The 16,975-nt window shown below is 48.5% G+C and carries 11 protein-coding genes; 3 read left to right on the top strand and 8 right to left on the bottom strand.

Going from position 1 to position 16,975, the window contains the following annotated elements:
* Window positions 1-89: 89 nt before the first annotated feature.
* From smpB to Pan54_RS14640, 6 genes are all read right to left on the bottom strand, one after another.
* Window positions 90-584, bottom strand: coding sequence for an SsrA-binding protein SmpB (gene smpB / locus Pan54_RS14665; protein WP_146504194.1), 495 nt, complete (start codon window positions 582-584; stop codon window positions 90-92).
* A 148-nt stretch (window positions 585-732) separates the two neighbouring features.
* Window positions 733-1,143, bottom strand: coding sequence for a transcription antitermination factor NusB (nusB, locus tag Pan54_RS14660; protein WP_146504193.1), 411 nt, complete (start codon window positions 1,141-1,143; stop codon window positions 733-735).
* Window positions 1,144-1,348: 205 nt separating this feature from the next.
* Window positions 1,349-1,831, bottom strand: a complete 483-nt coding sequence (gene ribH / locus Pan54_RS14655) for a 6,7-dimethyl-8-ribityllumazine synthase (RefSeq protein ID WP_146504192.1) — start codon at window positions 1,829-1,831, stop codon at window positions 1,349-1,351.
* Window positions 1,832-2,095: 264 nt separating this feature from the next.
* Window positions 2,096-3,457, bottom strand: a complete 1,362-nt coding sequence (gene rho / locus Pan54_RS14650; RefSeq protein ID WP_146504191.1) for a transcription termination factor Rho — start codon at window positions 3,455-3,457, stop codon at window positions 2,096-2,098.
* A gap of 195 nt (window positions 3,458-3,652) precedes the next feature.
* Window positions 3,653-4,285 carry a dephospho-CoA kinase gene (coaE, locus tag Pan54_RS14645; RefSeq protein WP_146504190.1) on the bottom strand — a complete coding sequence of 211 codons (633 nt, stop codon included), beginning with the start codon at window positions 4,283-4,285 and terminating at the stop codon, window positions 3,653-3,655.
* 643 nt (window positions 4,286-4,928) lie between these two features.
* A complete protein-coding gene (locus Pan54_RS14640; RefSeq protein WP_146504189.1) occupies window positions 4,929-6,122 on the bottom strand; it encodes a phosphoglycerate kinase in 1,194 nt (397 codons plus the stop codon).
* Between the two features lie 311 nt (window positions 6,123-6,433).
* On the opposite strand from Pan54_RS14640, the gene Pan54_RS14635 reads away from it, so the two are divergent.
* Entirely contained in the window at window positions 6,434-9,916 is a 3,483-nt protein-coding gene (locus tag Pan54_RS14635; RefSeq protein WP_242631332.1) for a DUF1553 domain-containing protein, read from the top strand.
* Between the two features lie 25 nt (window positions 9,917-9,941).
* Window positions 9,942-11,393 carry a DUF1501 domain-containing protein gene (locus Pan54_RS14630; protein ID WP_146504188.1) on the top strand — a complete coding sequence of 484 codons (1,452 nt, stop codon included), beginning with the start codon at window positions 9,942-9,944 and terminating at the stop codon, window positions 11,391-11,393.
* A gap of 156 nt (window positions 11,394-11,549) precedes the next feature.
* On the opposite strand, the gene Pan54_RS14625 is transcribed toward Pan54_RS14630, so the two are convergent.
* Together Pan54_RS14625 and Pan54_RS14620 are read right to left on the bottom strand one after the other, a co-directional pair.
* A complete protein-coding gene (locus Pan54_RS14625) occupies window positions 11,550-13,433 on the bottom strand; it encodes a vWA domain-containing protein (RefSeq protein ID WP_146504187.1) in 1,884 nt (627 codons plus the stop codon).
* Between the two features lie 226 nt (window positions 13,434-13,659).
* Window positions 13,660-15,546: a vWA domain-containing protein gene (locus tag Pan54_RS14620; RefSeq protein WP_146504186.1), complete on the bottom strand. Its 1,887-nt coding sequence runs from the start codon at window positions 15,544-15,546 to the stop codon at window positions 13,660-13,662.
* Window positions 15,547-15,978: 432 nt separating this feature from the next.
* On the opposite strand from Pan54_RS14620, the gene Pan54_RS14615 reads away from it, so the two are divergent.
* The gene (locus Pan54_RS14615) at window positions 15,979-16,923 is read left to right on the top strand and encodes an alpha/beta hydrolase (protein WP_165441784.1); all 945 of its coding nucleotides are present in this window, start codon (window positions 15,979-15,981) and stop codon (window positions 16,921-16,923) included.
* Window positions 16,924-16,975: the final 52 nt, after the last annotated feature.

Genomic DNA, 16,975 nt, shown 5'->3' with positions numbered 1-16,975 from the left:
GACTTTAAATGACAAAGTGGAGGGTGGCACCGGTTGACGCAAAGCGGCTACCGGTGTGACGAAGTCACAAGAGCCAGTGACTGAAGAATCTATCGTTGAAACTTAGGTGACATCGCCGCTTTGATTTCCCGCTGGACGTCGTCTTTTTTGAGCTTTTGGCGCTTGTCGTAAAGTTTGCGACCGCGGGCGACTCCGATGTTAATTTTGACAATGCCGCGAACGAAGTAAGCCGAGAGCGGAATGAGCGTCAGTCCCTTCTGGGTCGCTGTCTCGGCAAACTTGCGAAATTCTTTTTTGTGGAGCAGCAATTTCCGATGGCGTCGAGGGATGTGATTCATCACATTTGCCTGTGGATATTCGCCAATATGACAGCCCATCAACCAGAGTTCCCCATCTCTGATGTGCGCGTAGCTTTCCTCCAGCGAAATCTGACCATCACGGATGCTTTTGACTTCACTGCCGTGGAGAACGATGCCACATTCGAGTTCGTCCAGAATTTCATAGTCGTGCCGGGCTTTGCGATTGACGGCTGCCGTCTGTGAATTCGGATCTCCTTTTGGCGTTTTCTTTTTCTTAGTCGCCATCGTAATGGACTTTCCTGCCTTTTGAACTGATCGAGTGCACTGCTTGATTGTCGCAGCAATTTGAGCACTCTCTATTGTATGATTCTCACATCATGAGTTGCAAAGCCTGACTCAGGTTCAGATGTATTTCAAGTCAATGGGAGAAATCTCAATTCTTGGCCTGATCGGACGTCTTGAGTTGGTCCAGAATTCCGTTCACAAAGGAGGCGGAATTTTCGGCTCCGAACTTTTTGGCCAGATCGATCGCTTCGTTGATGACCACCGAGGACGGTGTATCGAGATGCTGGAGTTCGAAACAACCCAGTCGCAGCAGATTTCGATCTGTCGGAGCCATCCGCTTGATGGACCAGTTTTTTGCAACAGCGGTAATTGCCGCATCGATTTCTTCGGTATGGGATTGCGTGCCTGAAAAGAGCTGCCAGCTGAAGCGGGAAACCTCGGGATCGTCAATCCGATCCTGAATCATGTGCAGAATCGCGTCGCCGTCGACATCGGGATTCATGTCGACAAGAAACAACATTTGCAGTGCTAATTCACGGGCTTTGGAGCGTTTCGACATGCGGTCTCAGATAAATAATAATGTGTTAACGACGATTACAGGATGATTTAAAAAATGTTGATACTGCTTAAGTCCAAGTGAAAATCAGGGTGGCACTGGCTCTGCCAGTGCATAGTACATCATTTCTGGACTCGACTTGCACTCGCGAAGCCAGTGGCACACAACCCGGTGTATTAACGGGAACGATCACTATGGGTTCGTGGATTTAACCGTCAGTGGGGCCTGGGATTTTCGTCAGCAGGCTCGTCATTTCGATGGCGGCCAGGGCGGCTTCTTCCCCTTTGTTGCCTGCTTTTCCGCCAGCTCGATTGAGAGCCTGATCCAGATTTTCGCAAGTCAGAATCCCAAAGGCAATTGGAACACCTGTCCGCTGCATCGCAGTCATTAACCCCTGAGCGACCGCATGATTGATGTAATCGTGATGCTGGGTTTCTCCCTGCACGACGGCTCCCAGGCAACAGACAGCCACATATTTTCCAGACGAAGCGGCTGTTTCGGCGGCCAATGGAATTTCAAAGGATCCTGGCACATGGATCACTGTAATACGATCTTCAGCCACGCCGTGACGACGAAAGGTATCGATGGCAGCAGAAAGTAATCGGCCGGTGACCAGTTCGTTCCAGCGGGCCACAACAATGGCAAAGTTGCCACTCTCGGAAAGCATCTGTCCAGAAATCGTGTGCGTCATGGGAGCGTTCTAAATGTTTCAAGTTTGTAAGTGAAAAATGCGGTGTGAAGAAATGTCTCAGGCGAGCCGTGAAAGTTATGCCACGGGTGTTGTCAAGATCTTTGGAGCCCGCATGGTTGAGCAACATATCCGAGTCAAGACTGACTTGTCTCCCTTTGCTCTAGTGCGACTTCCACACTCATTATTTGGGTACATTTTTTATCAAGCATGACAACGGAGTGCGTTACAGTTATTTGAGGCCCAAATCTAAGGCCTGAAAGGGCACTAGCTCAAGTTCATACTTTTGAGAAATTCTTCGTTGGTTTTGGTTCGTCTCATGCGATTGACGAGCAAATCCATCGCTTCGACAGGATTCATATCGTTGAGAACACGACGCAGAATCCAGACGCGTCGCAGTTCTTCTTCGTCCATCAGCAATTCTTCGCGGCGAGTTCCCGATTTGTTAACATCAATCGCAGGCCAGATTCGTTTCTCAACCATCCGTCGATCCAGATGCAATTCTGTGTTACCAGTCCCTTTGAACTCTTCGAAAATTACGTCGTCCATTTTGCTGCCGGTATCGACCAAAGCGGTTGCGATGATGGTCAGGCTGCCGCCTTCTTCCACATTTCGGGCAGCTCCGAAGAAACGTTTCGGATGCTGCAGCGCGTTGGCATCAACACCACCTGTCAGAATTTTTCCAGAGTGAGGAACTTCGGTATTCCAGGCACGAGCCAGACGAGTGATTGAATCGAGGAAGATAATGACATCCTGACCGTACTCTACCATCCGTTTGGCTTTTTCAATGACCATTTCCGAAACTTGGATATGTCGGCTCGGCGGCTCATCAAATGTACTGCTCACAACCTCGCATTGAGGGCCTTTGACCTGACGTTCCATGTCCGTCACTTCTTCCGGACGCTCGTCAATCAACAGCATAATCACGTAGGCATCGGGATGATTTCTAATGACTGACTTTGCCAGATTCTGCAACAGAATCGTTTTACCTGCTCGTGGTGGAGAAACAATCAACCCGCGTTGACCCATTCCAATTGGAGCAACGATATCAACAATCCGTGAACTCAAGTCATTTGGATCAGCAGAAAGTCGCAGACGAGTTTCCGGATGCAGTGGTGTTAAATCATCAAAGAAGACTTTGTCAGACAGCAGATTCGGATCCTGTCCGTTGATCGCTTCAACGCGGAGCAGAGCAAAATAACGTTCATTTTCTTTAGGTGGACGAATCTGACCGGCTACCGTCGCTCCATTTCGCAGGCCGAAACGACGAATCTGACTGGGCGAAACGTAAATATCGTCGGGGCAGGGCAGATAGTGATAGTCTGGACTTCGCAGGAAGCCGAAACCATCCGGCAGAATTTCGAGGGTCCCTTCCCCAAACATCAGACCATTCATTTTGGTCCGCTCTTTGAGGATTTTGAAAATCAGATCCTGCTTCTTCAACCCGGTGTAATCGGAAAGCTTTTCGCTGCGGGCCAGTTCCAGCAGATCTTTCATCGTCAGACGCTGCAATTCCGCGATATTCACTTCATTCGCATCGAGCGATTCAAAAGCTTTATCGGTATCGTTGTTCGATTTCGAACGGGAAGTGCGTGAGGAAGATGTTTCCTGTCGGGTTTCAGTAGCCATGATCGAATTCCAGAAAGGACGTCTGCTCGGAAGAGCCAGGGATGTGAGAGAAAGGTATGGTGTTGAGGTCGTGAAGTATCAAAATTATCGAGAAGTGATCTGATTAGCCCATTATGATCACAGGAAAGTTGTTCAATTATGGCCTGATTCGGGAGGAAATCACCCGATACAAGCCGACAAAAAATCCAATTGTGACTATAACCATCCGAATGTGCGTTCTACGTAGTTTAAAAGTTGTTGAAATGAATTATTTAAAGGTCCAGAATTATCGATTGTGACATCACAGTGACTTTTCTTGTCTTCCAGACTCCATTGACTCTGTTCCCGTTTCTGCAGTTGCTCCAATGTCCAGTTGCGTGATTCCGTCACATTTTGCAGCCGCTGATTCTGAGAGGTCTCAATAAAAACGATTTTGTCGCAAACATTTCCCCAACCCGTTTCGAGCATGACAGCTGCATCCAGAAGGACACCTCTGACTCCCTGTTCTCGAGCAGAGTCAATTTGTTGCTGCATCAGATTCTTAATCTCGGGATGAACAATGATTTCCAGCTGTTTTCTATTTTGTATCGCTGTATTGTCTTCTCCCCACACTTTTTTACCGAGGGTCGGGCGATCGACTTCTCCCTGTTGATTCAAAATTTCTGATCCAAAGATCGTTGTCAGTTGATCTCGAACCGTATTAAGTTTCAAAACCTGGTGCCCAAGTTCGTCTCCATCGATACGGGGGATCGATAATTTTTCAGCCAACATCCGACTGAGTGTACTTTTTCCCGAGCCAACACCTCCCGCAAAACCTAACACTGCAAATCGGGAATCGGTCTGAGGCATTTAACTCGGTGATCATCAAAAATTCGAAATGACTGATTCAAAACGCTGTAACAGGGTTCTATTGATATACGTTTGAGTTCTCGAAGTGGTTCACAGAGAACGGACCGCCTCATCAAATGCTGGCAGATTTCTGGAATTCTTAGGGATTGGATACCTTCAGCAGAAAGCTGCAGGGAAAATATGAAACCGACAGAACGTCATCCATGTACGATACTGAGATGTGGATTAAAAGGTGTGATACACTATGTTCAGCATCACAAATCCATTTGTCAACCTTCAAATTGACCCGGATTGCAATTTTTACATAATCAAAACATAAGTGGTCTCTTGTGTGATGTGTCGGCTCTGTAAAAATAGCATTTGAGTTTGGCCGAGATACGACTCGATCGTTGCTAATGCAAAGTGCAATCGGTATGCCATAAGAAATGAAAAAGCCGCGAGGGGATGATTCTCACGGCTATCATTGAATTTTAAACCCGTTCCAAATGCAAACCGGACTTCCAATGGTAGATGGGATAAGCATCTACCAAGTGGCGGGGGCGCTCCGCTTTAGTGGAAGCCCCCCGGAAGTTCAACGGTTCGGGGGCTTCTCTTCGAGAGCGCCCCCACCACCCGGGTCTATATCCGTGATTCAAAGAGTGATTTATTTCTCATCGAGAACTTCAACGGCTGCAAAAGTCTGACCTTCGAGCATTGCCAAAGAGGCTCCGCCGCCTGTGCTCACATGAGAGACCTGATCAGCAAATCCGAGTTGCTGAACCGCAGCTGCACTGTCACCGCCTCCGATAATACTGACTCCATCGCCATCGGCAATCGCCTGAGCGACGGCCTTGGTTCCTTCATCGAAAGGAGGCATTTCAAATACGCCCATTGGACCGTTCCAGACAATCGTCTTGGCTGATTTCACAGTCTCTGCATACAGCTTGGCCGTTTCAGGACCAATATCCAGACCTTCGTATCCATCCGGAATTTCTCCCGCATTGACAACCAGCTTGTTGCAACTGGAGCTGAAATCATCACCACAATGAGTATCGACTGGCAGCATCAACACGCCTTCGCCTTTTTCCATCAACTCTTTAGCAAGATCGACCTTGTCTTTCTCGACAAGACTTCCACCAACTTTTCCGCCCTGGGCCAGTGAGAATGTATAAGCCATCGCTCCGCCAATCAGAACTTTGTCGCAAATCGAAAGCAGATTGTCGATGACTTTGATTTTGTCGGAGACCTTAGCGCCGCCCAGAATCGCGACGAATGGGCGTTGAGGATTGCTGATGGTCTCAGTCAGGTACTTGATCTCTTTATTCACCAGGAAGCCAACAACTTTCGGCTTACTTCCCATTGCTTTAGGAACGCCAACCATTGAAGCATCTTTACGATGGCAGGTGCCGAAGGCGTCGTTGCAGTAAATGTCTGCATAGCTGGCCAGTTTGGCAGCAAAATCGGCATCTCCCTTTTTCTCGCCCTTGTTAAATCGCAGATTTTCCAGAACCAGAGTCATTCCCGGTTCCAGTGCAGAAACTTTAGAATCGGCATAGGAACCGACAGTGTCTGTTGAAAATACAACAGGAGTACCGAGAATTTCCCCGAGACGATCAGCAACCGGTTTCAAGCTATATTTCTGATCTTCTGGAGATCCATTCCCTTCCGGACGTCCCAGGTGGCTCATCAGAATCAGTTTGCCACCACGATCCAGAACCGATTTGATGGAATCGAGTGCCATCACAATTCGCCGATCATCAGTAATGTTCTGTGAGTCATCCAGCGGGACATTGAAGTCCACTCGCATCAGCACAGTTTTGCCGGAGACATCGACATCTTCAATTGTTTTCTTAGCCATTAGGACACCTGATTATTCGTAGGAAAGAGTTGTGATTTCATTTTTGCTGAATTCTAAATGGTTCCCAGAACAGTTCCAACCAACACAGGAGAGAAAACTATTCTTAGAAGATTGAAATGGCGAAGATTCCCGCACGCTTTCAGAATAACTCCTCAATAATTAGCAATCTCTTGGGCTGTAAACCTTGATAACTCTTGGAATAGTGGTTCTGGCATGTCATAATATATACGAGATGTTTGATGTCATCTTGCCTGCCTGAATTCATGCCTCACGTTCCCTCTGAGCTTAACTCTGGAAGTTGTGATCACTCCATGAAATCTCAAGTCCATATTTTCCTGACCTGCCTGTTCCTCATTTTTGCTGCTCCCGGTATGGGATTGGCCGAGGATTCCAAGCCGATTGATTTCACAACGCAAATTCGGCCTATCCTGTCCAACAAGTGTTTCCATTGCCACGGACCAGACGAGGCCGAACGTTACGGCGGATTACGTCTCGACACCAAAGCCGGCGCTCTCGGCGAAACCGATTCCGGCTTGCCAGCCATTGTTGAAGGAAGTCTCGAAGAAAGCGAACTGTATCGCCGGATTACCAGCTCCGATGAATCCGAGCGCATGCCACCGCCGGAATCGGGCGTAGTACTCGATCAGAAATCAATCGATTTGATTCGCCGCTGGATTAAACAGGGAGGGGAATATGCCGGTCACTGGGCATATCAACAACCACAACGGCCTGAACTCCCTAAAGTTGAACAAACAGACTGGCCACGAAATGAAATCGATTATTTCATTCTCCAGCGACTCGAACAGGAAGGTCTCAAACCACAAGCGGTCGCCGAAAAAACAGCCCTCATTCGACGATTGACCCTCGACCTCACCGGCCTACCACCGACACCAGAAGAGGTTCATGCATTCCTTCTAAATGAGAATTCAGATGCTTATGAGCAAGTGGTCGATGAACTCTTGAGCCGGCCTACTTTCGGCGAACACTGGGCCCGCATGTGGCTCGACCTGGCCCGCTATGCCGACTCGGCTGGCTATGCCGACGATCCTTCCCGAACCATCTGGGCGTTCCGGGATTATGTCATCAAGTCGCTAAATGAAAACAAGCCTTTCGATCTGTTCACGAAAGAGCAACTGGCGGGAGACTTGTTTCCAGATCCCACAGACGAACAACTCATTGCGACGGCTTTTCATCGAAATACGCTCACGAACAACGAAGGCGGGACCATTGACGAGGAGTTCCGCAACGCAGCAATCATCGATCGCGTGAATACGACATTCGCCGTCTGGATGGGCACGACTATGGCTTGTGCTCAATGTCATACACATAAGTACGACCCCATCAGCCAGAGAGAATATTTTCAATTGTTTGCCATCTTCAATAATACGGAAGACGCAGATAAGCGGGATGAATCTCCGTTGCTGCAGTATTACACACCCGAACAGAAGCAGCAGCAGATCGAGTGGAAGCAGCAGATTGAAGAACTCAAAAAAACTCTGCAGACTCCAACTCCTGCTCTTCGTGATGAGTTAGCCCAGTGGGAATCACGACTCTCAAAGCCACTGGAGTTGACTCCACTGGCTGTAACTGAATTCACAGCAGAAAGTAAGACATCTGGAGAACTGACTCCAGATCATGCTGTACTCGTACCGGAAGCTCATGAAACCGACCGCTATACTCTGAAACTACAGCCAGCTAAAGCGACCGTAGAAAAATACTATGCCCTGCAACTGCAGACGCTTCCACTGGAAACGCTCCCCGGCCAGGGGGCAGGTCATGCTAATGGCAATTTTGTGGTGACTGACTTGAAAGCAACAATCAATTCGGCAGGAAGTCAATCCGCTAATGGTCGTTATGTGCGTGTCGAAATGCCTGGAAACGAAAAACTGTTATCGCTGGCCGAAGTACAGGTTCTTTCCGGGGCTCAGAACATTGCGAAGAACGGAAAAGCGACTCAAAGCAGTACCGATTACAACGGACTGCCAGAACGAGCAATCGATGGAAACACGAATGGCGACTATGCAGTCAATTCGACAACGCACACAACCGTTTCAAAAGATCCCTGGTGGGAAGTCGATCTCACATCGGCTCAGCCGATTGATCAAATTGTTATCTGGAATCGAACGGATAATAACCTGCACACACGACTGAAAGACTTTCGCATTTCCGTTCTCGATGCCGACCGAAATGTCGTCTGGCAGCAGATGGAAAGCGATTCGCCAAATCCCAGCAAGTCATATGATATTTCTGGAGACAGAACGGTTGTCTTCTCTTCTGCTCTTGCTGACTACAGTCAATCTGGTTTTGATCCAGCAGGGGTGATCGACTCGCCGGTAAATCATGAAACGGGCTGGGCCGTTGCCGGTCAGGCCTCGCAGGCTCATCAACTTACGTTGATTTCGTCGGCTCCCTTTGAGTTGAAAGAAAATGAATTTCTGACGGTGACGATCGATCAGAAATCCAAGTATGCTCAGCACACGCTCGGACATTTTCGTCTGCAGTTGATCTCCGATCCACGAACTTCCGAGTTAGCAGGATTACCCACGGAAATATTAGCTCTCGTCCAGAAAACAGGGGATGAACGAACGACAGCTGAAGAGAAACAATTGACAGAATACTTTCTGGCAAATGTTGCCCCCGGCTTAAAAGCGGAAAGAAAGCAACTTTCCAAATTAGAAAACCAATTGAAAAATATGAAGCCGACGACCACAGTCCCTGTCATGCAACAACTCCCTGAAGAGAAGCACAGGAAGTCTCATATTCAAATTCGCGGTAACTACACTTCATTAGGAGACGAAGTTCAGGAGGGCTTGCCTGATCTGATTCAGGTTCCGATGGAGTCAGAACAACCGAGTCGGCTCGAGTTGGCAGAATGGCTGGTACACCCAGAGAATCCGCTCACTGCTCGTGTGATTGCCAATCGCTATTGGGAAAAGCTGTTCGGCATCGGACTGGTCAGTACCAGTGAAGAGTTCGGCTCTCAGGGTGAACTCCCTTCGCATCCTGAATTACTTGACTGGATGGCGACGGAATTGCATCGACTCAATTGGGACTCTAAAGCCTTCATCAAAACGCTCGTCATGTCGGCTGCCTATCGACAGTCGTCGCGTTCGACGCCCGAGTTACTCGAGATCGATCCCGATAATCGTCTCGTCTCACGCGGCCCGCGATTTCGCCTCTCTGCGGAAATGGTGCGGGACCAGGCTCTGTTTGTGAGTGGCCTGCTCAGCGAGAAAATGTTTGGTCCACCTGTTAATCCTCCTCAGCCCGACATCGGCTTGAAAGCTGCGTTTGGTGGAGGGATCGATTGGAAAACAAGTTCAGGAGAAGATCGATATCGCCGAGCATTATATACAACGTGGCGAAGATCAAATCCCTATCCTTCGATGGCGGCCTTCGATGCCCCCAATCGGGAAACATGCATCGTTCGACGTGACAGGACGAATACTCCGCTGCAGGCGTTTGTCACATTGAATGACCCCGTTTACGTCGAAGCAGCCCAGGCTTTGGGACGTCGCATGCAAGAACAATCTGATGAGGGGATTTCCGAAAAAATCGCTTTTGGGTTTGAATTGTGCACATCGAGAAAGCCGACTCATCTGGAAACGAATCGGCTGGTATCTCTGTACCAAACCGCTCAAGAGGAATATGCAAAAACACCAGAGGAAGCCCTGAAACTGGCAACGGATCCCTTAGGTCCGTTACCTGAAGGAGCGAGTCCTGCGGAATTCGCCGCCTGGACACTGGTTGGAAATGTGCTGTTGAATCTCGACGAAATCCTGATGAAACCGTAATACAAATCGCGGAAAGAAATACGAAATGTCGACACAACATGATCACTTACTGAATGTGACGCGACGTCATTTTCTGAATCGATCCGGCGTCGGGCTAGGTAGTATGGCTCTGGCATCTATGATGCCGGGCAGTACCCTGGGGGCTCCGACAGGCGGGGATAATCCATTGGCTCCCAAAAAACCGCATTTTGAGCCGAAAGCCAAGCGGGTTATCTATCTGCATATGACTGGCTCTCCGCCGAACCTCGATCTGTTCGATTACAAACCGGAACTGATCACACGAGACGGCGAAGATTGTCCGCAGTCTTTCCTGGAAGGCAAAAAGTTTGCCTTCACATCGGGGGTGCCGAAATTGCTGGGAACTCCTCAGAAATTTCAACAGGTTGGCGAAGCAGGCACCTGGATGTCGGAAGCGATACCGCATTTGCAGGAGGTCGCCGACGAAATGTGCCTCGTACATTCGATGACGACCGATCAGTTCAATCACGCACCTGCTGAACTTCTGCTGTATACGGGCTCTCCACAGTCCGGGCGTCCCTCCCTCGGTTCCTGGACCACTTATGGCTTAGGTTCCGAAAGTGACAACCTCCCCGGCTTTGTCGTACTGATTTCCAGTGGCGTTCAACCAAACGGCGGCAACAAATCTTTTGGAAGTGGTTTCCTGCCTTCGGTTTATCAGGGTGTGCAATGCAGAACCCAGGGAGATCCCGTCCTGTATGTTTCAAATCCTGATGGTATGAGTCGTGATATACGGCGGATGAGTCTGGATGCGTTGAAAGATCTGAACGAAATGCAAGCCGAGCGTGTCGGACATCCAGAAACGCTCACGAGAATCGCTCAATACGAACTGGCATTTCGGATGCAGGTTTCCGTGCCGGAAGTGATGGACATCACGAAAGAAACAAAGCAGACTTTGGAAAATTATGGAGCAGAACCAGGAAAATCTTCACTGGCGAACAACTGTCTGCTCGCGCGCAGGCTGGTCGAATCTGGGGTCCGGTTTGTGCAACTATTTGACTGGGGCTGGGATTACCACGGCACTAGCGCTGGTTCGGGGATCGGTGAAGGCCTTCGAGACAAATGCACAACAATGGATAAACCTGTCGCCGCCTTAATCAAAGACTTGAAACAGCGAGGACTTCTTGAAGATACGCTCATCGTCTGGGGCGGAGAATTTGGACGAACTCCCTTCCGGGAAGGCCGGACTGCGAAGAGTAAAATACTCGGACGCGATCATTACCCCGATTGCTACACAATGTGGATGGCAGGGGGTGGAGTCAAAGCCGGATACAACCATGGACAGACCGACGAACTCGGTTTCGGTGTGGTCGAAAACAAAGTTCACATCCACGATTTCCAGGCGACGATTCTGCACCTTTTAGGATTCGATCACGAGCGACTCACCTACCGCTTCCAGGGACGCGACTATCGCCTGACCGATGTGCATGGACATGTAGTTAAAGAGATTCTCGCCTGATGTAATTACACCATTATTATATTTTTTGAACCGCAGATGAACGCAGATGTTGAATATCCGCGTTTATCTGCGTTCAAAAAATGATGTTTCAATTATCAACAAAAAAACGCCGCAGTGTATGCGGCGTTTTTTATTGAGTGAATATGAAGTCTATTTTTACAGATTCGGTACTTTGATCTGATCTCGCATTGAGTCGTAGCGAGGGTCACGGAAGACATCGCGGAATTCGAAGCCGAAGCCATTGTTCAATTCCCAGTTTGCACGTTGTGCCCAGGGAGTTCCAGGATGTTGCTTGTTGACGAAGGCAAATTGCTCCTTCGCTTTTTCAAGCTGTTTGTTCAACTCGTCCATATCGACTTTTGTTCGCTTGATCTGATCCGCGTCAGGTTCCTTCATCTTCTTGGTACGCACCACATTCCATTTGTTGGATTGTGGACTTTTCGGCTTGGGGAAGTCTTTCAATTGAGTGTCGACGGCCAACATGAACTGGAATAGGCGGACACGAAACGCAAGGCACTGGGCATAAGCCAAATCGTAAGCGGCACGCCACCGCTGCGAATCTTCCCGAGCTCGCAGGGGTTGAATCTCTTCAAGCCGACGGATGGCTTCGTTCATAATACCGAATGCTCGTAATGCACGGCTGGCATGCTCCAAAGCCTCTGGTCGGAATTCATCAGGAGTAAATGGATACCAGATTTCCTTGATGTTGAGCTTGTCATCCTGATATGGGTTGAGCACATTGATGATGTTCCAGATTTCTGCGCGGAACTTGCTCTTGGATCGCTCCTGCTCATAGTCTCGACGCGCAAGCAGGAGTGGTTGATACTCCTTCATCGCCAGAAATTCAAATTTACGTTCCAGATGAGCAGCACGTCCAACGAGATTTTCTTCATCGCCCGGAAGCATGAAGTAAACACCACCCGATTCCCGAGCCAGACGAACCTGCTCATAGCAGCCGAATCCACTGGAGAATGAATCCCAGCGTCGGTGAAGACCATCGTACTGCAGTGCTTCCACGAACGCGGTTTCGGGGCCTCGTTTAACATCAATCCAGAAATTGAGACCGAATTTAGGATCGGTCCACCTCATCCGTGCAAAAGGATAACCGAAAATCGCCTCTCGTCCCATAATATAAACAGGGGCTTTGAAACGCTTCACGCGGGAAATCGCTTCTTCAACTGCTCCACCATCGTCTCCCCCTTCATCGGAAAGAACGACCAGAACAAGTTTCCGCTGAGCTCGAAATGCCAGCTGGCCATATTTGTCGCAGACTGCCATGATTGACTGGAAGAGATTCTCTTCGCCGGTTTGATCTACAGGGATATTGTCAATCGCTTTTTGAATTTCAGGAATGTTGCCTGTTGGATTAGCTGTATGAGTATGTATTCCTGCACCATAGCTCAGAATTGTCGTCAGTAATGTTTCATCAGAAGCCTTACTTTTGAGTTTTTCATCCTGTTCCTGAGCAATTTTCAGCTCCTCGTAAACTTTAGCAAACTGATCGCGAATTTCTTTCTGATCATCTTTCATACTGCCGGATTCATCGAACAGCCAGACGACATGCACTTTATCATTTCGCATCAGTCGAATGAGCTCCTGAGTTAACCGGCTCATGGCTGCTCCATAACCTTCAACGACGGCTCCGGCTTCTCCTTTGATTTCCGACTCGCCTAAGTCCGTACCGAGCATATTTGCACCAGGCATGGTGACTGAGGCAACATTGACCTGAATTTCAGGTTCGTTGAGAGATTCAGATTGTTCTATTTTTGTTTGACTGACTGCCGGTGCAGAGGATCCACCAGAAGCCGTTGAAATTGTAGCGCCTGAGATCACCGAAAGGTTCTCGGAAACCTCTGTGTTGATATCGAGTTCCTGAGTGAACTCCTGTTGTTCCCGCTCGTCAGTAAAGACGGTTTCGACAGCAACCTCGCTGCCGTCATCGAGCAATGTGAATTTGATCAGGGCCATGAGGACAAGAATGACGACATGAACGCCGACAGACATTGTCAACGCGGTCGAGTCACTGGATATTTTCGACATATGATTTGTTCGCGGGAGCAGCCGCGATCCTTTAAATGGAATACAACGTAGTTCTAAGTGAAATGAATCTGTAGGACTATATTATGAGTAAAACAGAACCGTTTCATTCATTCTTAAATTTCAGTCAGCAAAGTCAACTCTGTTTTGAGTTTACTCGAGTCTATTCAATTCCATTTGATTGCTCGAAATTCCGTTCTGTACTCGAAGAAAAATTACCAGCTCGATACTAAAGTTTTGGTACGTTCTTTGGTTTTGGAGGCTGCTTAGCCATCTTCTTTTTCTTTTCTTCTTCAGCCAGTAGTAGCATGGGGTCATCGGGATTCATGCCATTCATTGATGACACTTCCCGTTTGAATTCACGCCATTCCCAACCCAGAGGTTGTTCACGTTCTCGCGTGGCGAGCATTTCCCATGGGGTGCCTGGGTGCTCTGTGATCACACGGCTGAGATATTCATCAGCCTTGTCGGCAAACTTTTTCACGGTGGAACCAGCTGAGATTTCAGCAGAAGGAACGAGTCGCCAGTGATTGTTTCCTTCCTCTTCGAACTTCTTGGGAACGGATTTCATTTCCGCACACATTTCGTTGTAACCTAATGCTCGGGCACGCATCGCCAGCACACGACCAGCAGCCAGATCGTACCCAGCACGCCACCGCGGTTCGACAAGTTTGTCTCGATCTTTGACGCCGTTTTCGAGGATTGACATCAATTCCTGCAGTTTGTAATCGAGGACTGCCAGTGGCTTCTGGGCTTCGGTCAATTGTTGACGCAAAATCGTATCGGTATCAGCCCGGAACTGAAGTGTGGGAATTGGAATGTCACCCACGCGGGATCGCTGAGCGGCCATCAAGAGGGACTGCTTAGCGTTATTTTGTCGCAAATCGAGATCAACAAGTCGAATCGGTCGATAGTCGGGAGAATAACTTCGCATGATCGAGGGATCGAAGGTCGGACCATTCTGTACATCTGTTGAAACCAGATACAATCCGCCAGTTTCTGCGCACAAACGTGTCAGAGCATACGGGCCGTAACTGGCCGACATGCGATCGTATTGACGTTGATCCCCACCGAAGAAGGGAAGTTGCAGTCGTTCGGGATAAATGGTCTCCGGCCCTTGATCCGCAGGCAGGTCTTCTGTGAAAGTATTTTCCCCTTCTGTCCAGGTGGTCGGCATATACCCTTTATCACGACCAAAAACCGCAGCATTGCCGACGCAATAAATGGGAATGCCTAATCGCTTATTGAAGGCGATTGTTTTTTCAAGATGATCAACATCATCCCCTTTTTCATCGGTGACGATGATCATCATCACATTGCGGCGAAGTTTTGTTTTGTAGCTCGACCATTTGAAACTGGCTTTGTCGACGGCATCAAAAACAAACTCTTTCCCACTGACATCGGATTTGATTTCGCGAATTGCTTTCACGAGATCCTTAACATCCTCGACTGGTTTTTCAGTAATGAAATTGGTCGATTCCCCGTAGCTGACGACCGCAGTTTCCAGCGGGATTTTATGCTGTTTCTGTTCATCGAACATGCCGAGTTGCTTGTAGACGATTTCAAATCTCTTCGCGATGGCTTCGCGTCGTTCATCTAGAGAAAGTGAGGCATCGAACAACCAGATGACCAGGGTCGGTTTGTCGTTCAGGGAAGAAGCAATTTCGAGTGTCAGTCGATCCATTGCTCCTTCGACACCACCCGTATGTTCGGTTTGGCCTGCCACTTCGACAGATTCGACCAGTTCCGCATCACTGGGACGCGAGACCAGATCGGTATTTGGCATTTCGACTTCGAGTAATTCTTCCTGCAGTTTTTCCTGAACAGGATCGACATCGGCTTTTGTAGGATCCTGAGTTGCGGCCAGGGAAGCCGTCAGGGAATCGAAGTTTGACTCCGTTCCCAACTGATCGGAAACCGTGACATCAAACTGAAATTTGTTGTCGAGCGGTTCATCGATCGTGCTGGAGAGCAGCAAGTTTCGGTCTGGATTTTGAGCCACATAAGTGATACTCGCCATCAGCATCAGAATGACAACATGAATTGCCAGACTGACCGCCCATGCGGGGGCATCCTTGATGTGATCCAAATAGACATTGTCAAATTTGTTCATCATGTATCGGGACTCCGAACATTCCTGATCGAGAATAGTGCCCTGTCAGGGCTTTGTTTTGGTATTCGAACAACTGCTGAACAATTCGCTATTGTGTCTAACAACTATTCTACCGGAAAATAAAGCAGAAACGGAACTCTAGTGAACGTAGCTCCTCTATTTCAAATAACGATAACCTGAATCCGCCGAAATCTCAAGCAGATCTTACGGAAATCCCTGCAAGTTCAAGACTTGTGCAATATTCGTAAAATACGAGGTGACCATTTATGAATCTCTACTATTATAAACCTCAGATAGTGAAGAAATCTATCGAAAAAAATGCATCAGTTCCGGTAGTTTCGTAAAATTCACCACGGGTGAAGCTAAGGATTGAGCCGATAGTATCAATTACGACCTCCGAGGAAATTTTCTATTTTTAGAGGAGTTGGCATGAGTATGAGCCACTCTGACGTGACAAAAACCAGTTTCCAGGTATCCGCAGATGTTGGAATTACCCTGCATGCTCGTAAATGGGAACCGAAACTGTCGGAAGGAGAAAGAAAATTTCTCATCGTCACTCACGGAGCCTGCGAGCACGGTGGTCGTTATAATGATCTGCTCGAACGAGCCGCCCGGCAAGGGTGGACTGCCATTGCAATCGATTTGCGAGGACATGGGCAATCGACGGGTGATTACGTACATGTCCAGCAATTTGCGGAATATTCTCAGGATTTACTGGCTGTCATGAATCATGTTGAGGCTCCCCCGGAATCAACCGTATTGCTGGGTTGCAGCATGGGGGGATTAGTTTCGATTCGAACACTGCAGAATTATTGGCGAGACCACAACTGCTGCCCATGTAAGGGTTTAGTATTGCTGTCTCCTTTGCTGGGGATTCGGCATCCGATTGAAATGTGGAAGAAAATCGTTGCCCGTGGATTGAGTGCCACTTTTCCGAGAACGCGTTTTCGCAGCACGATTGATTTGACATTGCTTTCGCACGATCCTGAAGTGGTCGAATCCAAAAGATCCGACCCGCGAATTCGAGGAGCGGTCACTGCCAGGTGGTTCTGGGAAATGCGTAGAGCGATCAATGACGCTTTCAGTGATGTGGATTGCATTCAGGTCCCTACGCTGTTGTTCCAGAGCGGGGCAGATTACGTGGTCGATCCTCTGGCCTCAAAAGTGTGGGGAAGTCTGGTGAATAACAGTGAGGCCACCGGGGCTTCACAAAAGGTCCAATTTCGAATGCTGGAAAACTGGTATCACGAGATCTTGAATGAACCACAAGGGGCAGTTGTCGCTGATGCGATTTTAAAATTTGGTTCAAGCCTTTTGGAGACCAGAGATTCCAAACTCACACTTTCTGAACTTCCTGCTGCCCATCAAGTGGCTTCCTGAGGTTGAATCAGTCCGAGATTTTAGATTGAACATTGAACATTGAAGATTTGAG

The organism is Rubinisphaera italica, assembly GCF_007859715.1.
GTDB classification, from domain to species: Bacteria; Planctomycetota; Planctomycetia; order Planctomycetales; family Planctomycetaceae; genus Rubinisphaera; species Rubinisphaera italica.
Note: the sequence above shows the minus strand (reverse complement) of the source record. Positions and strands in the feature narration are given on the sequence as shown.